This is a genomic window from Halomonas sp. PGE1 (assembly GCF_013000985.1).
Lineage (GTDB): Bacteria > Pseudomonadota > Gammaproteobacteria > Pseudomonadales > Halomonadaceae > Halomonas > Halomonas alkalicola.
The window spans coordinates 39,177-60,591 of the sequence record NZ_CP053032.1 but is presented as its reverse complement, the minus strand read 5'-3'; the positions used below and the strand labels follow the sequence as shown (position 1 = coordinate 60,591).

At 67.3% G+C, this 21,415-nt stretch carries 20 protein-coding genes and 1 other RNA gene; 13 read left to right on the top strand and 8 right to left on the bottom strand.

Annotated features, from left to right (window positions below; genetic code table 11):
* Positions 1-8: 8 nt before the first annotated feature.
* The 4 genes from nspC to smpB all read right to left on the bottom strand — a co-directional run bounded on the left by nspC (position 9) and on the right by smpB (position 3,631).
* Positions 9-1,187 carry a carboxynorspermidine decarboxylase gene (gene nspC / locus HIR79_RS00290; protein WP_169955929.1) on the bottom strand — a complete coding sequence of 393 codons (1,179 nt, stop codon included), beginning with the start codon at positions 1,185-1,187 and terminating at the stop codon, positions 9-11.
* A 3-nt stretch (positions 1,188-1,190) separates the two neighbouring features.
* The gene (locus tag HIR79_RS00285) at positions 1,191-2,390 is read right to left on the bottom strand and encodes a saccharopine dehydrogenase family protein (RefSeq protein ID WP_169955927.1); all 1,200 of its coding nucleotides are present in this window, start codon (positions 2,388-2,390) and stop codon (positions 1,191-1,193) included.
* Positions 2,391-2,717: 327 nt separating this feature from the next.
* Positions 2,718-3,098, bottom strand: a transfer-messenger RNA (tmRNA) gene (ssrA, locus tag HIR79_RS00280).
* Between the two features lie 41 nt (positions 3,099-3,139).
* On the bottom strand, positions 3,140-3,631 hold the full coding sequence (gene smpB, locus HIR79_RS00275) for an SsrA-binding protein SmpB (RefSeq protein ID WP_169955924.1): 492 nt from the start codon (positions 3,629-3,631) through the stop codon (positions 3,140-3,142).
* Positions 3,632-3,759: 128 nt separating this feature from the next.
* Here smpB and HIR79_RS00270 point away from each other — a divergent pair, with 128 nt between their 5' ends.
* A complete protein-coding gene (locus HIR79_RS00270) occupies positions 3,760-4,194 on the top strand; it encodes a type II toxin-antitoxin system RatA family toxin (RefSeq protein ID WP_110070004.1) in 435 nt (144 codons plus the stop codon).
* 3 nt (positions 4,195-4,197) lie between these two features.
* On the top strand, positions 4,198-4,494 hold the full coding sequence (locus HIR79_RS00265; protein WP_169955922.1) for an RnfH family protein: 297 nt from the start codon (positions 4,198-4,200) through the stop codon (positions 4,492-4,494).
* A 51-nt stretch (positions 4,495-4,545) separates the two neighbouring features.
* Here the strand turns inward: HIR79_RS00265 and HIR79_RS00260 are convergent, their stop codons facing one another.
* Positions 4,546-5,013: an outer membrane protein assembly factor BamE gene (locus tag HIR79_RS00260; protein WP_169955910.1), complete on the bottom strand. Its 468-nt coding sequence runs from the start codon at positions 5,011-5,013 to the stop codon at positions 4,546-4,548.
* A 72-nt stretch (positions 5,014-5,085) separates the two neighbouring features.
* On the opposite strand from HIR79_RS00260, the gene fur reads away from it, so the two are divergent.
* Complete coding sequence (fur, locus tag HIR79_RS00255; protein WP_169955908.1) at positions 5,086-5,532, top strand: ferric iron uptake transcriptional regulator; 447 nt, start codon at positions 5,086-5,088, stop codon at positions 5,530-5,532.
* Between the two features lie 104 nt (positions 5,533-5,636).
* On the opposite strand, the gene recN is transcribed toward fur, so the two are convergent.
* Positions 5,637-7,310, bottom strand: coding sequence for a DNA repair protein RecN (recN, locus tag HIR79_RS00250; RefSeq protein ID WP_169955906.1), 1,674 nt, complete (start codon positions 7,308-7,310; stop codon positions 5,637-5,639).
* 234 nt (positions 7,311-7,544) lie between these two features.
* Here recN and grpE point away from each other — a divergent pair, with 234 nt between their 5' ends.
* From grpE to dnaJ, 3 genes are all read left to right on the top strand, one after another.
* Positions 7,545-8,162, top strand: coding sequence for a nucleotide exchange factor GrpE (grpE, locus tag HIR79_RS00245; protein WP_169955904.1), 618 nt, complete (start codon positions 7,545-7,547; stop codon positions 8,160-8,162).
* Between the two features lie 123 nt (positions 8,163-8,285).
* The gene (gene dnaK / locus HIR79_RS00240) at positions 8,286-10,217 is read left to right on the top strand and encodes a molecular chaperone DnaK (RefSeq protein WP_169955902.1); all 1,932 of its coding nucleotides are present in this window, start codon (positions 8,286-8,288) and stop codon (positions 10,215-10,217) included.
* A 91-nt stretch (positions 10,218-10,308) separates the two neighbouring features.
* Positions 10,309-11,463, top strand: coding sequence for a molecular chaperone DnaJ (dnaJ, locus tag HIR79_RS00235; protein ID WP_169955900.1), 1,155 nt, complete (start codon positions 10,309-10,311; stop codon positions 11,461-11,463).
* Between the two features lie 75 nt (positions 11,464-11,538).
* On the opposite strand, the gene HIR79_RS00230 is transcribed toward dnaJ, so the two are convergent.
* Positions 11,539-12,495 (bottom strand): HNH endonuclease, encoded by a 957-nt coding sequence (locus HIR79_RS00230; protein ID WP_169955897.1) that lies wholly within the window; start codon positions 12,493-12,495, stop codon positions 11,539-11,541.
* 153 nt (positions 12,496-12,648) lie between these two features.
* Here HIR79_RS00230 and HIR79_RS00225 point away from each other — a divergent pair, with 153 nt between their 5' ends.
* From HIR79_RS00225 to greA, 6 genes are all read left to right on the top strand, one after another.
* On the top strand, positions 12,649-12,927 hold the full coding sequence (locus HIR79_RS00225; RefSeq protein WP_169955895.1) for a DUF2218 domain-containing protein: 279 nt from the start codon (positions 12,649-12,651) through the stop codon (positions 12,925-12,927).
* Positions 12,924-13,832 (top strand): DMT family transporter, encoded by a 909-nt coding sequence (locus HIR79_RS00220; protein ID WP_249322206.1) that lies wholly within the window; start codon positions 12,924-12,926, stop codon positions 13,830-13,832. Before HIR79_RS00225 ends, HIR79_RS00220 begins: the two co-directional genes overlap by 4 nt.
* Positions 13,833-13,897: 65 nt before the next feature.
* Complete coding sequence (gene dapB, locus HIR79_RS00215; RefSeq protein ID WP_169955893.1) at positions 13,898-14,704, top strand: 4-hydroxy-tetrahydrodipicolinate reductase; 807 nt, start codon at positions 13,898-13,900, stop codon at positions 14,702-14,704.
* Between the two features lie 323 nt (positions 14,705-15,027).
* The gene (gene carA, locus HIR79_RS00210; protein ID WP_169955891.1) at positions 15,028-16,176 is read left to right on the top strand and encodes a glutamine-hydrolyzing carbamoyl-phosphate synthase small subunit; all 1,149 of its coding nucleotides are present in this window, start codon (positions 15,028-15,030) and stop codon (positions 16,174-16,176) included.
* 59 nt (positions 16,177-16,235) lie between these two features.
* Positions 16,236-19,466 (top strand): carbamoyl-phosphate synthase large subunit, encoded by a 3,231-nt coding sequence (gene carB, locus HIR79_RS00205; protein WP_169955889.1) that lies wholly within the window; start codon positions 16,236-16,238, stop codon positions 19,464-19,466.
* The gene (greA, locus tag HIR79_RS00200) at positions 19,463-19,939 is read left to right on the top strand and encodes a transcription elongation factor GreA (RefSeq protein ID WP_169955887.1); all 477 of its coding nucleotides are present in this window, start codon (positions 19,463-19,465) and stop codon (positions 19,937-19,939) included. Before carB ends, greA begins: the two co-directional genes overlap by 4 nt.
* A gap of 121 nt (positions 19,940-20,060) precedes the next feature.
* On the opposite strand, the gene yhbY is transcribed toward greA, so the two are convergent.
* Complete coding sequence (gene yhbY / locus HIR79_RS00195) at positions 20,061-20,387, bottom strand: ribosome assembly RNA-binding protein YhbY (protein WP_169955885.1); 327 nt, start codon at positions 20,385-20,387, stop codon at positions 20,061-20,063.
* Between the two features lie 203 nt (positions 20,388-20,590).
* On the opposite strand from yhbY, the gene rlmE reads away from it, so the two are divergent.
* Entirely contained in the window at positions 20,591-21,286 is a 696-nt protein-coding gene (gene rlmE, locus HIR79_RS00190) for a 23S rRNA (uridine(2552)-2'-O)-methyltransferase RlmE (RefSeq protein ID WP_169955883.1), read from the top strand.
* Positions 21,287-21,415: the final 129 nt, after the last annotated feature.

Here is a 21,415-nt window from a genome sequence, read left to right as displayed (position 1 = left end):
GCTTCGGCTCAGCTGAGCCGCTGCATGTAGTCCACGTAGCCGAAGGTGCGGACCGTGCTCACCTCGCGGCTCGCCTCGTCGATGCGGCAGATCGACGGCAGGCGGATGCCGTTGAAGGTGGTGGTCTTGACCATGGTGTAGTGGGCCATGTCGGTGAACACCAGGCGGTCGCCGATCTTAAGCGGCGCATCGAACGAGTAGTCGCCGATCACGTCGCCGGCCAGGCAGGTCATGCCCCCCAGGCGGTAGGTGTGGGCCTTCTCGTTCGGCTCGCCGCCGCCGATGATGTGCGGCCGGTAGGGCATCTCCAGCACGTCGGGCATGTGCGCCGTGGCGGAGGTGTCGAGGATGGCGATGGGGCCCTCGTTGTCGACGATATCCAGCACGCTGCAGACCAGGTAGCCGGTGTTCAGCGCGATCGCCTCGCCCGGCTCCAGGTAGACCGTGAGGTGCGGATGGCGCTCCCGGAAGCCCCGGATCACCCGCACCAGCCGCTCGACGTCGTAGTCGGCACGGGTGATATGGTGCCCGCCGCCGAAGTTGACCCACTTGAGGCCGGCGAGGTAGTGGCCGAAGCGCTCCTCGAAAGCCGCCAGGGTCGACTCCAGGTCGTCGCTGTTCTGCTCGCACAGGGTGTGGAAGTGCAGCCCCTCGAGCCCCTCCATCACCTCGGGGGTGAGGTCGGCCGCCCGGGTGCCGAGCCGCGAACCCGGCGCGCAGGGGTCATAGAGCGGCACCGAACCGGTGGAGTGCTCGGGGTTGACCCGCATGCCGCAGGAGACCCGGCGCGGCGCGCCCGCGATGGTCTCGCGGAAGCGCCGCCACTGGCCCGGGGAGTTGAAGCTCAGGTGGTCGGCGTAGCGCAGCACCACCGACATCTCCTCTTCGGTGAAGGCCGGCGAGTAGCAGTGCACCTCGCCGCCGAAGGTCTCCGCCCCCAGGCGCGCCTCGTCCTGCCCGCTGGCCGTGGTGCCCACCAGGTACTGGCGCACCAGCGGGAAGGTGTTCCACATGGCGAAGCCCTTCAGGGCCAGCAGGATGCGCGCACCGCTGCGCGCCTGGACCTGCCCGAGCAGCTCCAGGTTCTTGCGCAGCAGGGCGTCGTCCACCACATAGGCCGGTGAGGGGCAGGCCATAACGTCGAAATTGAGATCGAAGTCCGGGCTCTGCTCGCGTGCGTTCGCCATGGCTCAGGCCAGGGGGTCGTGGTCGGGGTCGAGCTCGACCACCTGCCAGGGCAGCCCCATCTCGCCGATGCGCGCCATGAAGGGGTCGGGGTCGAGCTGCTCGACGTTGAACACGCCCGCGCCCTTCCAGATCCCTTCCAGCATCAGCATGGCGCCGGTCACCGCCGGCACGCCGGTGGTGTAGGAGATCGCCTGGGACTGGACCTCCTCGTAGCACTTCTCGTGGTCGCAGATGTTGTAGATGTACACCTTGCGACGCTTACCGTCCTTGATGCCGTCGGCGATGATGCCGATGTTGGTCTTGCCCTTGGTGCGCGGGCCCAGCGAGGCCGGGTCGGGCAGCACCGCCTTGAGGAACTCCAGCGGGGCGATCTTGGCGCCACCTACCTCGATCGGCTCGATGCTGGTCATGCCGACGTTCTCGAGCACCTTGAGGTGGGTGATGTACTTCTCGGAGAAGGTCATCCAGAAGCGGATGCGCTCCAGGCCCTTGATGTTCTGGCTGAGGGACTCGAGCTCCTCGTGGTAGAGCAGGTAGATGTCCTTCTCGCCGATGCCGTCGAAGTCGAACTTGCGCTTCACCGCCAGCGGGTCGGTCTCCTTCCACTCGCCCTTCTCCCAGTAGCGACCCTTCGCGGTGATCTCGCGAATGTTGATCTCCGGGTTGAAGTTGGTGGCGAAGGGGTAGCCGTGGTCACCGCCGTTGGCGTCCAGGATGTCGATGCGGTGGATCTCGTCGAACAGGTTCTTCTGGGCGTAGGCGCAGTAGATGTTGGTCATGCCCGGGTCGAAGCCGCAGCCCAGGGTGGCCATGTTGCCGGCCGCCTGGTAGCGCTCCTGGAAGGCCCATTGCTCCTTGTACTCGAACTTCGCCTCGTCGGGATGCTCGTAGTTGGCGGTGTCGAGGTAGGGCACGCCGGTCTTCAGGCAGGCCTCCATGATGGTCAGGTCCTGATAGGGCAGGGCCACGTGGATCAGCACGTCGGGCTTGAACGACTCGATCAGCTTGACCAGATCATCGACGCTGTCGGCGTCCACCTGGGCGGTCTGGATCTGGCGATCCAGCTGGGCGGCGATCGCCTTGCACTTCGCTTCGTTGCGGCTGGCCAGCATGATCTCGCTGAAGACCTCGGGGTGCTGGGCGCACTTGTGGGTCACCACGCCGCCGACGCCGCCGGCGCCAATAATCAGGACTTTGCTCATGGGGTTTCGAATCCAGATCGGGAAATGTCAACAGTGGTAGGGTCTTATCGGTAGTGAAGCGCCTCGGCGCCCCCGACCCGATGCCACCCCGGTCTTGGCCTCGCCCGGCTCCCCGCAGGGGGGGATGACGAGTGGGCGCAGATAATGGCTCCCCCTGAGGCTGGTATCAAGTGGTTTTCGAGTCAAGCCTGCGACCAAAGTCGCAGGCCAGGGTGCTCAGGGGAGGCCAGGTCATTCTGCCGCACGCATCATGACGGGCCGATGGCAGCCGCCCGGCAGGGCCAGAAACGAAAAAAGCACCCGTAGGTGCTTGATTCGTCGACTGTTTGGTGGAGGCGGCGGGAATTGAACCCGCGTCCGCCAGCACTCGCCCATTGGCTCTACATGCTTAGATTCCGTTATTTGATTTAACGCCTCTGGCTCCAACGGTCAGGATCCAGCGACGCGATTCCTCGTAGATTTAGCAACCGGCATGAGGACGCTACCGATCACGATCCCATCAGTCTTGGCTCATATCCCCTCCGTGATGAATGGGCACATCACTTCGGGGCCGGACTAGAAGCTAACAGCGTTTAAGCTGCCAGCGCGCCCTGAGCGTAGTTGTCGTCGTTTGCGACTATTTAGTCGTGATGTTGGATTTACGAGATACATCACGCTCTCGGCATGCACCGCAGGGGTTGTCACCGGCGTCGAAACCATGTCGCCCCCTTGATCGTGCATCCTATCAGGATGCGCGTCACTGTGACAGCCTACGCCTTGTTTTGTTCCCGCATGATGCGGCCCTTCTGGCGCTGCCAGTCGCGGTCCTTCTCGGTGGCCCGCTTGTCGTGGAGCTTCTTGCCCGTCACCAGCGCCAGCTCGCACTTCACCCGGTTGCCTTTCCAGTAGAGCTTGAGCGGCACGCAGGTGTGCCCCTTGTCCTGGGTCCGCGAGAAGATCCTGGCGATCTCCTTCCGGTGCAGCAGCAGCTTGCGGGTGCGGACGGGGTCGGCGATCTCGTGGGTGCTGGCGGTGTTGAGCGGCATGATATGGCTGCCCAGCAGCCAGGCCTCGCCGTTCTTGACCAGGATGTAGGTATCGGTGAGCTGCGCCTTGCCGGCGCGCAGGCTCTTCACCTCCCAGCCGGCCAGCACCAGGCCCGCCTCGAAGACCTCGTCGATGTGGTACTCGAAGCGCGCCTTCTTGTTCTGGGCGATGACGTTGCTGCTGGGCCCATTGCCCTTGCCTTTCTTGTTGGCCATGAAACCTCGTGTCTGTCCGTGCCCTTGGCGGCCGCCCCTTCGATATGGGGGGAAGCGTGATACCATTCAAGGCCTGAAATAACGGCTCATGATACGCCCTGGGCACTGTGAAGTCAGCGGAGAGCTCAATGCCAACGGTCAACCGAACCGCCATGGTGCGACATACCCCCCAGCAGATGTTCGACCTGGTCAACGATTTCGAGCGCTATCCGGAGTTCCTGCCCGGCTGTCGTCGCGCCCGCCTGATCGAGCGGGATGATTCCCACCTGATCGGCGAGATGACCCTGGGTCGCGCGGGCATCGAGCAGAGCATTGCCACGCGCAACGACCTGATCGAGCCGGAGCGCATCGAGATGTCGCTGGTCAGCGGCCCCTTCAAGCGCCTGCGCGGGCGCTGGATGTTCATCCCCATGGGCGAGAACGCCTGCAAGGTGTGCCTGGAGATGGAGTTCGAGTTCGCCAACCGCCTGCTGGGCATGGCCTTCGGCAAGCTCTTCCAGCAGGTGGCGGGGCAGCTGGTGGAGGCCTTCACCCGCCGCGCCGATCAGCTCTACGGGCGCTGAGCCATGGCCGAGATCGCGGTGGAGGTCGCCTTCGCCCTGCCCGGGCATCAGGCCGTAGTGGCGCTGAGCGTGCCCCTTGGCACCACCGCCAACGAGGCGGTGGTCCTGGCCGACCTGCCGGGGCGCTTCCCCGAGCTGCCCGCGGAGACGTTCGAGCAGCCCGACCTCGGCATCTTCGGCAGGCGACTGCGCGAGCCGGCGAGCCATCGGCTGCGGGCCGGCGATCGCGTGGAGCTCTACCGCCCGCTGACCATCGATCCCAAGCAGGCCCGGCTGGCCCGGGCCGCCGAAAAACGCTGACGCCCCGCCGGGCAGGGCCACGGCGGGGCGTCCAGGGGCGTCGCCTGCGGGTCAGAAATCGCTGGCCGGCTCGCCGCCCATGGGCACGGTCGCGCCTCCTTCGGGCTGCGGCTCCGGGGTCGGGGTGGTCTCCAGCGGGTCGGCGCCTTCCACCTGGGGGCCGGCACCCTCGCTTGAGCGCAGGTCGATGTCGCGTTCCAGGTTGCCCTCCCGCTGGATATCCACCAGACGGTTGCCGTCGAAGGTCAGGGTCACGCGGCGCCGCTCCACGCCGCCGTAGGCCTCGTCGAGACGGAACACGTAATCCCACTGGTTGGCGTCGAAGGGCGCCTCCAGCAGCGGGCGGCCCATCACGTAGACCACGTCGTCGCGGGTCATGCCGGGACGCAGCTGTTCCACCATGTCGGCGGTGACCAGGTTGCCCTGAGGGATGTCCCGCTTGTAGACCCCGAAGTAGCTGCAACCGCTGGCCAGCAGCAGGGCGGCAGAAAGGGTGACGATTCTTGTCAACTTTTGCATTTGCGCCTGTTCTTCACTATCGTGGTTTCGGTCGATCATACCCGACCCTACCCGATACTGCGAAGAGCAACCATGGCCGACCAGAACCATGAACTGCGCAAGGCCGGTCTGAAGGTGACCCTGCCCCGCGTCAAGATCCTGCAGATCCTCGAGAACGCCCAGGGCGAGCACCACATGAGCGCCGAGGATGTCTACAAGACCCTGCTGGAAGCCGGCGAGGACGTCGGCCTGGCCACCGTCTATCGCGTGCTGACCCAGTTCGAGTCCGCGGGCCTGGTGGTGCGCCACAACTTCGATGGCGGCCACGCCGTCTTCGAGATCTCCCAGGACGAGCACCATGATCACATGGTCTGCCTGGAGAGCGGCGAGATCATCGAGTTTTTCGACGAGACCATCGAGCGGCGCCAGCAGGAGATCGCCGAGGAGCACGGCTTCGACCTCGTCGACCACGCCCTGGTGCTCTATGTGCGCCCCAAGGGCTCCAGCGTGACCCGCCAGGACGCCCCCCAGAAGAAGTAGCGCCCCGGGAGCCGGTCCCACGACCGGCGCCGACGGCTCAGCGCGGCCCCGATCCTCGATCGGGGCCGCGTGCGTTCAGGGGGGGGCGCCGCCGGCGGATGGGATCAGTGGTGGGGGCGCTGGCTGGCGTCGAGCATCTCGCGGGCGTGGGCCAGGGTGCGCTCGGAGAGGTTGACCCCGCCCAGCATGCGCGCCAGTTCGCCCACCCGGCCGGCCTCGTCGAGCAGCGCCATGCGGGTGAGGGTGGTCTCCTGCTCCGCGCGCTTCTCGATATGCAGGTGCCGGTGGGCCTGGGCCGCCACCTGGGGCAGGTGGGTCACGGTCATCACCTGGCCCTGCTCGCCCAGGCGGCGCAGCAGCTGGCCGACGATCTCGGCGGTGGCGCCGGAGACGCCCACGTCCACCTCGTCGAACACCAGGCTGGGAATGGTGGAGTGTCGGGCGGCGACCACCTGGATGGCCAGGCTGATGCGTGACAGCTCACCCCCGGAGGCGACCTTGGCCAGCGGCCGGGCCGGCTGGCCGGGGTTGGCGCTGATCAGGAAGCGCACGCCCTCCAGGCCCTCGGCGGCGGGGGTGTCACGCTCCAGCACCTCGACCTCGAAGCGCGCCTTGCCCATGGCCAGGAAGGCGAGCTGCTCCTGGACCGCCTTGCCGAAGCGGGTGGCGGCCTGGCGGCGCGTGTCGCCTACCTGCCGGGCCTGCCCCCGCCACCGCTCGCGCAGGGCGTCCACCTCGGCCTCCAGGGTCTCGAGGTCTTCCTCGCCGCCTTCCAGGCGAGTCAGCTCCTCCTGCAGCCGCTGGTGCAGCGCGGTGAGCTCCTCGGGCATCACATGGTGCTTGCGGGCCAGGCGGTGTACCTCGCCGAGGCGCTGCTCGACCCAGGCCAGCCGCTCCGGGTCGAGCTCGGTGCCCTCGGCGAAGTGGTGGAGCTCCCGGGCGGCCTCCTCGACCTGGATGCGGGCATCGCCCAGCATGGCGAGCGCCTCGGCCAGGCGGCCGCGGTCGCTGCCCGGCAGCGCCGAGAGGTGGTTGATCGCCTGGGTCAGCAGGCTCATGGCGCCGCCCTCGTCGCTATCGCAGCACTCGGCGGCGAACTGCGCCTCGCGCAGGCGCTCCTCGGCGTGGGCCAGCTCCTCCTGCTCCTCCTCCAGCGCCTTGAGTTCGCCCTCGGCCAGGGCCAGCTGGTCAAGCTCCTCCACCTGATAGCGCACCAGCTGGCGGCGGGCGGCCAGCTCGTCGCCGTCCTCGGCCAGCCGCCGGAGCCGGCGCCTGGCGGCCTGCCAGGTGCGGAAGGTCTCGGCCATCTCGCCCACCGCCTCGCGGTGGCCGGCGAAGTCGTCGAGCAGGCGCAGGTGGGTCTCCTTGCGCAGCAGCGCCTGGTGGGCGTGCTGGCCGTGGATCTCGATCAGCCGCTCGCCCAGCGCCTTGAGGTCGGCCACGGTGGCCGGCTGGCCGTTGATCCACGCCTTGGAGCGGCCATTGGCGCTCACCACCCGCCGCAGCAGGCAATCGTCCTCGGGCAGCTCCCGGGCCGCGAGCCAGGCGCGGGCCTCGGGCAGCGCGGCGATGTCGAAGCGGGCGCTGAGGTCGGCGCGCTCGGCGCCGTGGCGCACGCTGCCGGCATCGGCGCGCTCGCCCAGGCAGAGCCCCAGGGCGCCGAGCAGGATCGACTTGCCGGCGCCGGTCTCGCCGGTGATGGCGGTCATGCCGCCGGCGAGCTCCAGCTCTAGGTGGTCGACGATGGCGAAGTCGCGAATGGCAAGCTCTGTCAGCATGAGGCCTCCCGGGAAGTCTGCGCGCCCTGATCTCAGGACTACTGGTCATACATCCAATATGTGTGCGTTTATACAGTAGTCCACGAGGCCCCACAATGCACGGATCGGCCTCTCCCGGCTGTCTCGCCTTGAGATCCGCCTTGGCGTCCCCATATAGCTCGCAGAGCCGTTCAACCCCCTCATTCATGTTGCATCGGCGGCCAGACGCCGCCGCATCCCTGTCAGGAGAGACCCATGGCCAGAGATCCCCAGACCCCGCTGGACGAGGAACTTGCCCGTCGTGAGCAGGAGGCCGAGCCCCAGCCCATCGAAGGCGAGCTGGAGGAGGCCATCGAGGCGGCCGAAGAGGCCGAGGCCGCCGCCGAGGCGAGCGACAACCCCGAGGCCGAGGTGCTGGCCGCCCGCGTCGAGGAGCTGGAGCAGAGCGTTGCCGAGGCCAAGGACCAGGCGCTGCGTGCCGCCGCCGAGGCCCAGAACGTGCGCCGCCGGGCCGAGCAGGAGGCCGAGAAGGCCCGCAAGTTCGCCCTGGAGAAGTTCGTCAAGGAGCTGCTGCCGGTAGTGGACAGCCTGGAGAAGGCCCTCGAGGCCATGGCGGACGAGGCCACCGAGGCCCATCGCGAGGGCGTCGCCATGACGCTGAAGATGCAGCGCGACGTGCTGGCCAAGTTCGGGGTGGAGATCCTGGAGCCGGCGGGTGAGCCCTTCGACCCGCAGTTCCACGAGGCCATGGCCATGGTGCCCAACCCCGAGCTCGACCCCAACACCGTCATGGACGTGTTCCAGAAGGGCTATCTGCTCAACGGCCGCCTGGTGCGGCCAGCCATGGTGGTGGTCAGCCAGGCCGCCGGCTGAGCAACAAATCCTGGCCGCGGGACTTGAAATGAGGCCTGCGGCCCCCAGATAGACGTCAACTCCGCGGCGCAGGCCGCAGAACACGACTCCGGATACACAGCAACGACTTTTCGAGGATTTCCTATGGGACGCATCATCGGTATTGACCTGGGGACCACCAACTCCTGCGTGGCCGTGCTCGACGGCGACAGCGCCAAGGTGATCGAGAACGCCGAAGGCGCTCGCACCACGCCCTCCATCATCGCCTACACCGACGATGGCGAGACGCTGGTGGGCCAGTCGGCCAAGCGCCAGGCGGTCACCAACCCGACCAACACCCTCTACGCCATCAAGCGCCTGATCGGCCGTCGCTTCAAGGACGAGGTCGTCCAGAAGGACATCAAGATGGTGCCCTACACCATCACCGAGGCCGACAACGGCGACGCCTGGGTCGAGGTGAAGGGCAAGAAGCTGGCCCCGCCCCAGATCAGCGCCGAAGTGCTGAAGAAGATGAAGAAGACCGCCGAGGACTACCTGGGCGAGCCGGTCACCGAGGCGGTGATCACCGTGCCGGCCTACTTCAATGACAGCCAGCGCCAGGCCACCAAGGATGCCGGCCGCATCGCCGGCCTCGAGGTCAAGCGCATCATCAACGAGCCCACTGCGGCGGCGCTGGCCTACGGCATGGACAAGTCCCGCGGCGACAAGACCATCGCGGTCTATGACCTGGGCGGCGGCACCTTCGACATCTCCATCATCGAGGTGGCGGACGTCGACGGCGAGACCCAGTTCGAGGTGCTGGCCACCAACGGCGACACCTTCCTGGGTGGCGAAGACTTCGACATGCACCTGATCAACTACCTGGTCGATCAGTTCAAGGCCGACAGCGGTATCGATCTCTCCGGCGACAACCTGGCCATGCAGCGCCTCAAGGAAGCCGCCGAGAAGGCCAAGATCGAGCTCTCCAGCGCCCAGCAGACCGACGTCAACCTGCCCTACATCACCGCCGATCAGACCGGTCCCAAGCACCTCAACGTCAAGGTGACCCGGGCCAAGCTGGAGTCGCTGGTGGAAGACCTGGTGCAGCGCTCCCTGGCGCCCTGCAAGATCGCGCTGAAGGATGCCGGCCTCTCCGCCTCCGAGATCGACGACGTCATCCTGGTCGGCGGCCAGACCCGCATGCCCATGGTGCAGCAGAAGGTCGCCGAATTCTTCGGCAAGGAAGCGCGCAAGGACGTCAACCCGGACGAGGCGGTGGCCGTGGGTGCAGCCATCCAGGGCGGCGTGCTGGGCGGCGACGTCAAGGACGTGCTGCTGCTCGACGTCACCCCGCTGACGCTCGGCATCGAGACTCTGGGCGGCGTGATGACCCCGCTGATCGAGAAGAACACCACCATCCCGACCAAGAAGACCCAGACCTTCTCGACCGCGGATGACAACCAGACCGCCGTGACCATCCACGTGCTGCAGGGCGAGCGCAAGCAGGCGGGCGGCAACAAGTCGCTGGGCCGCTTCGACCTGGCCGACATCCCGCCGGCGCCGCGCGGCGTGCCGCAGATCGAGGTCGCCTTCGACCTGGACGCCAACGGCATCCTGAACGTCTCCGCCAAGGACAAGGCCACCGGCAAGGAGCAGTCCATCGTCATCAAGGCCTCCAGCGGCCTCTCCGACGACGAGATCGAGCAGATGGTCCGCGACGCCGAGGCCCACGCCGACGAGGACAAGAAGTTCGAGGAGCTGGTGCAGCTGCGCAACCAGGCCGACGGCATGGTCCACGCCGCGCGCAAGACCGTGCAGGAAGCCGGCGAGCACGCCAGCGACGAGGAGAAGGAAGCCATCGAGAGCGCCGCCAAGGAGCTCGAGGAGGCGATCAAGGGTGACGACAAGGACGACATCCAGGCCAAGCTCGACAAGCTGACCGAGGTCTCCGGCAACCTGGCCCAGAAGATGTATGCCGCCCAGGCCGAAGCGGCCCAGCAGGGCGGTGGCGAAGGCCAGGAGGCCGGCGCCAAGCAGGAAGATGACGTGGTCGACGCCGAGTACGAAGAAGTCAACGACGACCAGAAGAAGCAGTAAACCACGCATCTGAACCACGGATGATGCCAGCGCGGGGGCCTGACTCCCGCGTTGGTGTTTCCGCGGTACCGCGACGGAGGCGGACCGATCCATGTCCAAACGTGACTATTACGAGGTGCTGGGCGTAGAGCGCGGTGCCGACCAGAAAGAGATCAAGAAGGCCTACCGGCGACTGGCCCAGAAGCTGCACCCCGACCGCAACCCGGACGACGAGGCCTCGGCGGAGAAGTTCCGCGAGGTCTCCGAGGCCTACGAGGTGCTCTCCGACAGCGAGAAGCGCGCGGCCTACGACCAGTTCGGCCATGCCGGCGTGGACGGCCAGGCGGGCGGCTTCGGCGGTGGTGGCTTCGGCGGCGCGGGCGCCGGGGGCTTCAGCGACATCTTCGGGGATGTCTTCGGCGACATCTTCGGCGGCGGTGGCGGCGGGCGACGCCACCCCAATGCCCCGGCCCGCGGCAGCGACCTGCGCTACAATCTCGAGCTCGACCTCGAGAGCGCGGTGGCCGGCACCAGCGTCGACATCCGCGTGCCGCGCCACGTGGAGTGCGAGCGCTGCGACGGTTCAGGCGCCGAGCCGGGCTCCAGCAAGGAGACCTGCCCGACCTGTGCCGGCCACGGCCAGGTGCGCATGCAGCAGGGCTTCTTCGCCGTGCAGCAGACCTGCCCGACCTGCCACGGCTCCGGCCAGCACATCAAGGTGCCCTGCCACAAGTGCAACGGCGAGGGCCGCGTGCGCGAGACCCGCACCCTGTCGGTGAAGATTCCCGCGGGCGTCGACACCGGCGATCGCATTCGCTTGAACGGCGAGGGCGAGGCGGGGCTCAACGGCGGCCCGCCTGGGGATCTCTACGTCCAGGTGCACATCAAGCCGCACCATATCTTCCAGCGTGACGGCAAGCACCTGCACTGCGAGGTGCCGATCAACTTCGTCGACGCCGCGCTGGGCGGCGAGCTGGAAGTGCCGACCCTGGACGGCCGGGTGAAGCTGAAGATCCCGGCGGAGACCCAGACCGGCAAGCTGTTCCGCCTGCGCGGCAAGGGCGTCAAGCCGGTGCGCGGCGGCGCCCCGGGTGATCTGCTCTGCAAGGTGGTGGTGGAGACCCCGGTGAAGCTCAATGAGGAGCAGAAGGAGCTGCTGCGCCAGTTCCAGGAGAGCCTCGGCGGTACCAACAGCGCCCACCACTCGCCCAAGAAGAGCGGCTTCTTCGACGGCGTGAAGAAGTTCTTCGAGGACATGAAGCCCTAAGCGGCATCGCCCCTCGCAGCGACAGACGGGCCCCGGCATCGCCAGATGCCGGGGCCCGTCGCGTTTATCGCTGCCTCAGCGCTGCAGGTGATCCAGGCGCCAGGCCAGGGCGTCGCGATCCGGCTGCCTGCGCGGGTCACGTGGCAGCACCAGCGGCTTGCCATCGAGTTCGCAGAGCCAGCGGTTGTCGGGTACCAGGGCGTCCACCGCTGGGCTCAGGTGCCAGCGGTGGTCGGGCCCCGGGGCGATCAGGTGGCTGTCCATGGCCCAGTGCAGATTGGGCGTCAGCGCCAGGCCGTTGGTGGGGCGATCGTCCTGGTTCTCGGCGAAGGGCACCAGATGAGCCGCCTCCACCAGATAGCGATAGTCCGGGGTGATATAGCGCAGCCGGCTGGCCGCACAGCGGTAGTCGTAGGCTTCCAGCACCAGGGCGCGAAAGGCGGCGGAGCGGGCGCGCTGCTGCTCGGGAGGGCCCGGCGGATCATCCTTGAGTCGATCCGGAGCGCGCTCGTAGGCGCCGCTGGCAAGGGCCAGCTCGAGGTAGTCATGCAGCCGTGCCAAGAGCTCGGCGCTGGAGGAGAAGTGGCGGGTGATGATGAGTGCAGCGGCTTCTCGGGCCGAACTCTCCTGCTCGAGCAGGGAATAGAGGGCCGGATGGAGTCGGGCCGCTGTAAAGCGCTTGCGCAGCTGGTCGAGAGACTTCGGGGCTCCCAGTTGGTCGATGATCTCATTCAATGCCGCTGGAAGCTCGGGTTGCCAGAGTGACCCGCCTTGACCGTCAGGCCCAGTGTCGCTGGAGAGAAACCAGAGCGGTAGCCAGGGTCTGGCCTCCTGACGGCTGTCGGCCGCCAGCTCGTAGAGGTCGTGATAGCGGGCGATCAGGCGATCATCGATGGCGACCCGGGGCGAGATGATATGCCCCGCCTGGATCTCGCAGATGATGGCCAGCAGCAGGCACGGCTTGTTGGGGGCCGGCCTCCCCCTGCTGTGTCCGACCCTGAGTCGTGTCAGGCAGCCAAGCGCCTCGTCCATGTCATCTCTCTCGTCCTGTTGTCTTCCCGCTACCGTATCACGTCGCCATGGGCGCCTGCCGTGGCGGCATCCTCGGTTGAAAATGGCCGCTTGGCGCCGGCGGTGCGGGCGGCATAGTCTGGTAGCCCGACATTCCTTCAGGAGGTGGCCGCCATGCCGATTTCACGTGCCGAGATTCCCGCCGATGACGCCGAAGCCCTGATCGACCAGCTCTGCCAGCGCTGGTCCGGGGAGCACGCGGTGGCCAAGCGCGATGCGGGGGTCGAGGTGACCTTCGCTACCGGCAGCTGCTACCTGGTGGCGGAGCCGGACAAGCTGGTGGTGGTCGTGGAGGCCGTCGAGGACGAGGCCCACGACCAGCTGGAGGGAGAGGTGGACAACACCCTGGACGCCCTCAGGGGCGTCGAGCTCGATATCGTCTGGGAAGCGTGAGCCCGGCGGCATCCACCCGCGGCGCCCACCTCGGCATGCTGCTCTGGGCGGCGCTGGTGGGTTTCTCCTTTCCCGCCGTAGGGTTGATGAGTGAACTGCCGCCGCTCTCGCTCACCGCACTGCGCTTTGCCATCGCCTGTGCCGGGCTCTGGTGGCTGGCCAGGCGTGCGCAGGACTTTATGCCGGCGCCGAGGCTGCTGCCGCTCTATGCGCTAATGGGCCTCTGTCTGGCCGGCTTCTTCGGCGCCATGTTCTGGGCCGCCCACCGCGCCACGGCGCTCTCCATGGCCACGCTGTATGTCACGGTGCCGCTGCTGGCCTTTCTGATGGGGCGGGGGCTGGGGGTTGAGCGCCCCGGCTGGCGGCTGCCGGGGATCCTGGCGCTGGGCGCCCTGGGTGCGCTCGGCTTGGCGCTGGCAGAGGCCTGGCACCAGGGTGGTCGGCTGCGTTTCGGCATCGGCGAGGCGGTGTTCTTTCTGGGCTGCTGCTCCACCGCGCTCTATCCGGTGCTCAGCAAGTGGGGCCTGGCGCGGGGGTGGCTGCCGGGGACGGCATCGGTGCGCACCTTCTGGAGCCTGGGGGCCGGCGGTGTGCTGATCGGCCTGGTGGGCCTCTACGTGGAGCCGGTGGGGACGCTGCTGGACATGACCGTCCTCGACCTCGCCCTGCTGATCTATCTGGGGCTCTGCTCCAGCGCGCTCACTTTCTGGCTGATGCAGCGGGCCACCTCGTCCCTGACGCCCGGGGCGGTCACCGCCTATGGCTATCTGGTGCCCTTCGTCTCCATGCTTCTGCTCTTTGCCAGCGCGCCGAGCCAGGTCGGTTGGGTCTGGCTGCCGGGCAGCCTGGCAGTGCTCCTGGCCATGGGGCTCTTGATGCGCGACAGCGGCAGGGCGGGCGGCTGACGGCGCCTCGCCTCTGATATACTGCCGCCCATTCCCGAACCGCTACCGCTTTCACAGGAGTCCATATGACCCGTATCGCCATCGTCGGTGTCGCCGGCCGCATGGGCCGCACCCTGGTCAACGCCGTGCTGCAGGCCGACGGCGCCACCCTGGCCGGCGGCATCGTCGAGCCGGGCAGCACGCTTGCCGGCGCCGACATCGGCGAGCTGGCCGGGGTCGGCAAGCTGGGCGTGGCCGCCGTGGATTCCCTGGAGGCCATCGTCGACGACTTCGACGTGCTGATCGACTTCACCGCGCCCCAGGTGACGCTTTCCAACCTGGCCTTCTGCGCGGCGCACGGCAAGCGCATGGTGATCGGCACCACCGGCCTCTCCGACCAGGAGCTGGACGAGCTCGACGCCTACCGCGAGCGGCTGCCCTTCGTCTTCGCCCCCAATATGAGCGTTGGGGTGAACCTCACCCTCAAGCTGCTCGAGACGGCGGCCAAGGCGCTGGGCGACGAGGGCTACGACATCGAGGTGATCGAGGCCCACCATCGCCACAAGGTCGATGCCCCCTCCGGCACCGCGCTGAAGATGGGCGAGGTGGTGGCCGAGAGCCTGGGCCGCACCCTCAAGGAGCACGGCGTCTTCGAGCGGGTGGGGCAGTGCGGGCCGCGCACCGACAAGGAGATCGGCTTCGCCACGGTGCGCGCCGGCGACATCGTCGGCGAGCACACCGTGATGTTCGCCACCGAGGGCGAGCGCATCGAGATCACCCACAAGGCCTCGAGCCGCATGACCTTCGCCAAGGGGGCGGTGCGTGCCGCGCGCTGGGTGGCCGGCCAGGGCAACGGCCGCTACGCTATGCAGGACGTGCTCGGCCTCGACTGAGGAGGAGTTCGACCAAAGGGGTGGCCGGGGAGCGGTCGATCCTGTAATATCCCCAAAATTTTGGCCGGGCGCCCGGGCGAGAGCCCCTGAACCAGCGCTTGTTGCTTCGGCCCCTAGTTCTGAGCGAATCAGTTCCGAGCGAATGACAACAAGCGGGATGAAACCGGTATCTATCGGGTTTCGTCCCGCTTTTTTGCGGAGTGGCCGCCCATCTTGCGGGGCGGCCATTCATGGGCAGGCCACCGGTAACCCGCATTTCTGGACGAGTTGTCTCTATATAGCTGTCTGTAAAGCTATTCGTATAAGCATGGGAGGACGTTGCATTGAACAGACCCGCGATACTGGCCCTGGAAGACGGCAGTGTGTTTCATGGCACGGCCATTGGTGCCGATGGACAGACCAGCGGTGAGGTGGTGTTCAATACGGCGATGACCGGCTACCAGGAGATCCTGACCGACCCCTCCTATACCCGTCAGATCGTCACCCTGACCTACCCCCATATCGGCAACACCGGCGTCAACGCCGAGGACGTCGAGTCCGGCGGCATCGCCGCGGCGGGCCTGGTGATCCGCGACCTGCCGCTGCTGGCCAGCAACTTCCGCTGCGAGCAGACCCTCTCCGACTACCTCAAGAGCCAGAACGTGCTGGGCATCGCCGAGATCGACACCCGCCGGCTGACCCGCATCCTGCGCGACAAGGGCGCCCAGAACGGGGCGATCCTGGCCGGCAGCGAGGCCGAGGGCGAGGACGCCGTGGAGCGCGCCCTGGCAGCGGCCCGCGCCTTCCCGGGCCTCAAGGGCATGGACCTGGCCAAGGTCGTCTCCTGCCAGGCTCCCTACGAGTGGAGCGAGGGCGAGTGGACCCTGGGCGAGGGCTATGCCGACGCGGCCAAGGCCGAGCGCCCCTTCCACGTGGTGGCCTACGACTTCGGTGTGAAGCGCAACATCCTGCGCATGCTCGCCTCCCGCGGCTGCCGCCTCACCGTGGTGCCGGCCCAGACCCCGGCCGCCGAGGTGCTGGCGATGAATCCGGACGGCGTCTTCCTGGCCAACGGCCCCGGTGACCCCGCGCCCTGCGACTACGCCATCACCGCGATCCAGGAGATCCTCGATACCGAGCTTCCGCTGTTCGGCATCTGCCTGGGTCACCAGCTGCTGGCGCTGGCCAGCGGGGCGAAGACGGTGAAGATGGGCCACGGCCACCATGGCGCCAACCACCCGGTGCAGGACCTCGACACCGGCAAGGTGATGATCACCAGTCAGAACCACGGCTTCGCGGCCGACGAGGCGAGCCTGCCGGCCAACGTGCGCGCCACCCATCGCTCGCTGTTCGACGGCACCCTGCAGGGGATCGAGCGGACCGACCGCCCGGCCTTCAGCTTCCAGGGTCACCCGGAAGCGAGCCCCGGCCCGATGGACGTCGCGCCGCTGTTCGACCGTTTCGTCGAGATGATGAAGGCCCGCCAGGCCTGAGCCCTGGGACACAGCCCGAGACACGTCGCCCCTCGTCACCTTTTTCTGCGGGAAGCACCATGCCCAAGCGTACCGACATCCAGAGCATCCTGATCATTGGCGCCGGCCCCATCGTCATCGGCCAGGCGTGCGAATTCGACTACTCCGGCGCCCAGGCCTGCAAGGCGCTGCGCGAGGAGGGCTACCGGGTCATCCTGGTGAACTCCAACCCGGCCACCATCATGACCGACCCGGCCATGGCCGATGCCACCTACATCGAGCCGATCACCTGGCAGGCGGTGGAGAAGATCATCGAGGCCGAGCGCCCCGACGCCATCCTGCCCACCATGGGCGGCCAGACCGCGCTCAACTGCGCCCTCGACCTGGACAAGCACGGCGTGCTGGCCAAGTACGGTGTGGAGATGATCGGTGCCAATGCCGAGGCCATCAAGAAGGCCGAGGACCGTGACCTCTTCGACCAGGCGATGAAGAACATCGGCCTGGAGTGCCCCCGTGCCAAGGTGGCCCACTCCATGGCAGAGGCCTGGGAGATCCAGGCGGAGCTCGGCTTCCCGGTGATCATCCGCCCCTCCTTCACCATGGGCGGCTCCGGCGGCGGCGTGGCCTACAACAAGGAGGAGTTCGAGGAGATCTGCGGTCGCGGCTTCGACCTCTCGCCCACCAAGGAGCTGCTCATCGACGAGTCGCTGCTGGGCTGGAAGGAATACGAGATGGAGGTCGTTCGCGATCGCAACGACAACTGCATCATCGTCTGCGCCATCGAGAACTTCGACCCCATGGGCGTGCACACCGGTGACTCCATCACCGTGGCGCCGGCCCAGACGCTGACCGACAAGGAATACCAGATCATGCGCGACGCATCGCTTGCGGTGCTGCGCGAGATCGGCGTCGAGACCGGCGGCTCCAACGTCCAGTTCGGCGTGGACCCGGACACCGGGCGCATGGTGGTGATCGAGATGAACCCGCGGGTGTCGCGTTCGTCTGCGCTGGCCTCCAAGGCCACCGGTTTCCCGATCGCCAAGATCGCCGCCAAGCTGGCGGTGGGCTACACCCTGGACGAGCTGCAGAACGACATCACCGGCGGGCGCACCCCGGCCTCCTTCGAGCCGGCCATCGACTACGTGGTCACCAAGATCCCGCGCTTCACCTTCGAGAAGTTCCCCCAGGCCAACGACCGCCTGACCACCCAGATGAAGTCGGTGGGCGAGGTGATGGCCATCGGGCGGACCTTCCAGGAGTCGCTGCAGAAGGCGCTGCGCGGCCTGGAGACCGGCAACGACGGCCTCGACCCCATCGTCACTGACTTCACCGAGGATGCCCTGGCGCACATCAAGGGCGAGCTGCAGGCCGCCGGCGCCGAGCGCATCTTCTACGTGGCCGACGCCATGCGCGCCGGCATGAGCCGCGACGAGATCTTCGCGCTGACCAAGATTGACCCCTGGTTCCTGGTCCAGCTCGAGGACCTGGTGACCACCGAGGCCGAGGTGGCCAGGCGCTCGCTCTCCGAACTCGACGCCCGGGAGCTCTTCCGCCTCAAGCGCAAGGGCTTCAGTGACGCCCGCCTGGCGAGCCTGCTCGGGGTCTCCGAGAAGGAGTTCCGCCGCACCCGCCAGAAGGCCGGCATCCGCCCGGTCTACAAGCGTGTCGACACCTGCGCCGCCGAGTTCGCCTCCGACACCGCCTACATGTACTCCACCTACGAGGAGGAGTGCGAGGCGGAGGTCACAGGTCGCCAGAAGATCATGGTGCTGGGCGGTGGTCCGAACCGTATCGGCCAGGGCATCGAGTTCGACTACTGCTGCGTCCACGCCGCCTTCGCCATGCGCGACGACGGTTACGAGACCATCATGGTCAACTGCAACCCCGAGACCGTCTCCACCGACTACGACACCTCCGACCGCCTCTACTTCGAGCCGGTGACCCTGGAGGACGTGCTGGAGATCGCCGACAAGGAGCAGCCGGTCGGCGTCATCGTGCAGTTCGGCGGCCAGACCCCGCTGAAGCTGGCCCGGGAGCTGGAGGCCGCCGGCGTGCCGATCATCGGCACCACCCCGGATGCCATCGACCGCGCCGAGGATCGCGAGCGCTTCCAGCAGATGATCGACAAACTGGGCCTCAAGCAGCCGCCCAACGCCACCGCGCGCAGCTTCGAGGAGGCCTTCGACAAGGCCGAGACCATCGGCTACCCGCTGGTGGTGCGCCCGAGCTACGTGCTGGGCGGCCGCGCCATGGAGATCGTCTACGACGCCTCCGAGCTGGAGAACTACATGACCCATGCGGTCAAGGTCTCCAACGACTCCCCGGTGCTGCTCGACCACTTCCTCAACGCCGCCGTGGAGATCGACATCGACGCGGTCAGCGACGGCAAGCAGGTGGTGATCGGCGGCATCATGCAGCACATCGAGCAGGCCGGCGTGCACTCCGGCGACTCCGCCTGTTCGCTGCCGCCCTACTCACTGCCGGCGGACGTGCAGGACGCGATGCGCGAGCAGGTCCGGCAGATGGCCGTGGAGCTGGGCGTCAAGGGGCTGATGAACGTGCAGCTGGCCTGGCAGGACGGCGAGATCTACGTCATCGAGGTCAACCCCCGCGCCTCGCGCACCGTGCCCTTCGTCTCCAAGTGCATCGGCATCTCCCTGGCCCAGATCGCCGCGCGCTGCATGGCCGGCACCACCCTCGAGGAGCAGGGCTTCACCCGGGAGATCGTGCCGCACTTCTTCAGCGTCAAGGAGGCGGTCTTCCCGTTCAACAAGTTCCCGGGCGTCGATCCCATCCTGTCGCCGGAGATGAAGTCCACCGGCGAGGTGATGGGCAGCGGTGACACCTTCGCCGAGGCCTTCTACAAGGCCCAGCTGGGCGCCGGCGAGGCGATTCCGCCCGTCGACGGTGACCGCAAGGCGTTCCTCTCGGTGCGCGAGCCGGACAAGGCGGGTGTTATCGAGGTGGCCCGTTCTCTGGTAACATTGGGCTTCACCCTGTGCGCGACCCGCGGTACCGCCGCTGCCCTCAAGGCCGCCGGTATCGACGTCGAGGTCGTGAACAAGGTCTTCGAAGGCCGTCCGCATATCGTCGATCTGCTCAAGAACGACGACATCGCCTATATCGTCAATACCACCGAGGGTCGCCAGGCGATCCAGGACTCCTCGGTGATCCGCCGCACCGCGCTTGCCCGCAAGGTCCCCTACGCTACCACCCTGGCGGGGGCCAACGCCGTTTGCATGGCGCTTGAATACGGCAACGAGATCACGGTGCGGCGGCTTCAGGATTTGCATGCAGGAGCTGCACAATGAACAAGGTCCCGATGACCGTTGCCGGAGAGGCGCGTCTGCGCAAGGAGCTCGAGCAGCTCAAGGGCGAGGCGCGTCCGAAGGTGATTGCCGCCATCGCCGAGGCCCGTGAGCACGGGGACCTCAAGGAGAACGCCGAATACCATGCCGCCCGCGAGCAGCAGGGCTTCATCGAGGGGCGCATCCAGGAGATCGAGGGCAAGCTCGGGAGCGCCCAGGTGATCGATGTCACCAAGCTGCCGCGTACCGGCAAGGTCATCTTCGGCGTCACCGTGGAGCTGATCAACCTCGATACCGACGAGGAGGTGACCTACCGGATCGTCGGCGAGGACGAGGCCGACATCAAGCAGGGGCTGATCTCGGTCACCTCGCCCATCGCCCGCGCCCTGATCGGCAAGGAGGAGGGCGATGTGGTGGTGGTCAAGACCCCCGGCGGCACCGTCGAGTACGAGATCGGCAGCGTCGAGCACCTGTAAGCGCCAGGCCTTGAGCGCCAACCCAGCCGCTCGGTGACGGGCGGCGGGTAAGCCAGGCAAGAAGAAGCCCCGCAGACTCGCGTCTGCGGGGCTTCTTTTCTGGGTCGCTTGGCGCTGGGGGTCAGTGCCGCCCGTGGTGCCCCTCGAAGCGCTTCACGTTGGAAAGCTTCGGGTTGGCCTGGGGGTTCTTGCGGTAGAGCAGCGCCATCTTGCCGATGGTCTGCACCAGTTCGGCGCCGCTGGCGGTGACCAGCTCGCCGAGCATGGCGGCGCGGTCGTCGCGCTCCGGCAGGGCGAGCTTGATCTTGATCAGCTCGTGGTCGGAGAGCGCCCGCTCGAGCTCCGCCAGCACCCCCTCGGAGATGCCGTTCTCGGAGACCGTCACCACCGGGTTCAGGTGGTGGCCGATGCTGCGAAATGCTTTCTTTTGTGCCTGTGACAAGCTCATGGTATCTTGCGTCTTCCCGGTTGCGCGCAGCCGACCATGGTACGCGGAAAATGCCATGGGCGAAACGTCGCGCAGTGAAAGCACGGGGCATTCGGCCAGCGTCGAAGTGGCCGGTCAGCACTCTTCAGTTCTGCGTGTCACTCCCGCACCCCGCTCGACCGTCTGTCTGTCCCTTCACCCGTCTCCCTACAACAGGTGATGCCGTGGCGCGTTCCCGCACTTCATCCCCCGCTTCAGGCAAGGCGCCGGCCGGCAAGGGCGTTGCCAGTAGCAAGACCGGCTCTGCCAGCAAGACCAGCAAGGGCTGGCTGAAGGAGCATTTCGACGACCAGTACGTGCAGCGCTCCTGGCAGGAGGGCTACCGCTCCCGGGCCAGCTACAAGCTGCTCGAACTCGACGAGAAGGATCGCCTCTTCAAGCGCGGCATGACGGTGATCGACCTGGGCGCGGCCCCCGGTGGCTGGAGCCAGGTGGCGGCCGAGAAGGTGGGCCCCGAGGGGGTGGTGATCGCTTCGGACATCCTCGAGATGGATGCCCTGGCCGGCGTCGACTTCATTCAGGGCGACTTCACCGAGGAGAGCGTGCTCGAATCGATCCTGGCGGCGCTGGGCGAGCGGCCGGTGGACCTGGTGATGTCCGATATGGCGCCCAACATGAGCGGCATGGCCGCCATCGACCAGCCCCAGGCGATGTACCTGGTGGAGCTGGCGCTGGACCTGGCCGGCCAGACCCTGCGCCCCGGCGGCACCTTCCTGGCCAAGGTGTTCCAGGGCGAGGGGTTCGACGAATACCTGAAGACCCTGCGCGAGCGCTTCACCCGGGTGGTGACCCGCAAACCCGGCGCGTCACGGGCGCGCTCCCGGGAGGTCTACCTGCTGGCAGAGGGGTTCCGCGGCTGATCCGACCCGGCCGGCGATAGCCCTGGTCTACCGGGCTGATTGCCGGACAGCGCGGCGCGACTGTGTCACAGTGGAGCCAGAGGCGGTCCGCCCGGGGCATGAGCTCCGGCGGTGGCCGAACGCGGCGCG

Excerpts from the sequence above, each read along its gene's own strand:
- nspC (WP_169955929.1), bottom strand. The coding sequence starts at position 1,187 with ATGGCGAACGCACGCGAGCAGAGCCCGGACTTCGATCTCAATTTCGAC.
- HIR79_RS00285 (WP_169955927.1), bottom strand. The coding sequence starts at position 2,390 with ATGAGCAAAGTCCTGATTATTGGCGCCGGCGGCGTCGGCGGCGTGGTG.
- smpB (WP_169955924.1), bottom strand. The coding sequence starts at position 3,631 with ATGGCCAACAAGAAAGGCAAGGGCAATGGGCCCAGCAGCAACGTCATC.
- HIR79_RS00270 (WP_110070004.1), top strand. The coding sequence starts at position 3,760 with ATGCCAACGGTCAACCGAACCGCCATGGTGCGACATACCCCCCAGCAG.
- HIR79_RS00265 (WP_169955922.1), top strand. The coding sequence starts at position 4,198 with ATGGCCGAGATCGCGGTGGAGGTCGCCTTCGCCCTGCCCGGGCATCAG.
- HIR79_RS00260 (WP_169955910.1), bottom strand. The coding sequence starts at position 5,013 with ATGCAAAAGTTGACAAGAATCGTCACCCTTTCTGCCGCCCTGCTGCTG.
- fur (WP_169955908.1), top strand. The coding sequence starts at position 5,086 with ATGGCCGACCAGAACCATGAACTGCGCAAGGCCGGTCTGAAGGTGACC.
- recN (WP_169955906.1), bottom strand. The coding sequence starts at position 7,310 with ATGCTGACAGAGCTTGCCATTCGCGACTTCGCCATCGTCGACCACCTA.
- grpE (WP_169955904.1), top strand. The coding sequence starts at position 7,545 with ATGGCCAGAGATCCCCAGACCCCGCTGGACGAGGAACTTGCCCGTCGT.
- dnaK (WP_169955902.1), top strand. The coding sequence starts at position 8,286 with ATGGGACGCATCATCGGTATTGACCTGGGGACCACCAACTCCTGCGTG.
- dnaJ (WP_169955900.1), top strand. The coding sequence starts at position 10,309 with ATGTCCAAACGTGACTATTACGAGGTGCTGGGCGTAGAGCGCGGTGCC.
- HIR79_RS00230 (WP_169955897.1), bottom strand. The coding sequence starts at position 12,495 with ATGGACGAGGCGCTTGGCTGCCTGACACGACTCAGGGTCGGACACAGC.
- HIR79_RS00225 (WP_169955895.1), top strand. The coding sequence starts at position 12,649 with ATGCCGATTTCACGTGCCGAGATTCCCGCCGATGACGCCGAAGCCCTG.
- dapB (WP_169955893.1), top strand. The coding sequence starts at position 13,898 with ATGACCCGTATCGCCATCGTCGGTGTCGCCGGCCGCATGGGCCGCACC.
- carB (WP_169955889.1), top strand. The coding sequence starts at position 16,236 with ATGCCCAAGCGTACCGACATCCAGAGCATCCTGATCATTGGCGCCGGC.
- greA (WP_169955887.1), top strand. The coding sequence starts at position 19,463 with ATGAACAAGGTCCCGATGACCGTTGCCGGAGAGGCGCGTCTGCGCAAG.
- yhbY (WP_169955885.1), bottom strand. The coding sequence starts at position 20,387 with ATGAGCTTGTCACAGGCACAAAAGAAAGCATTTCGCAGCATCGGCCAC.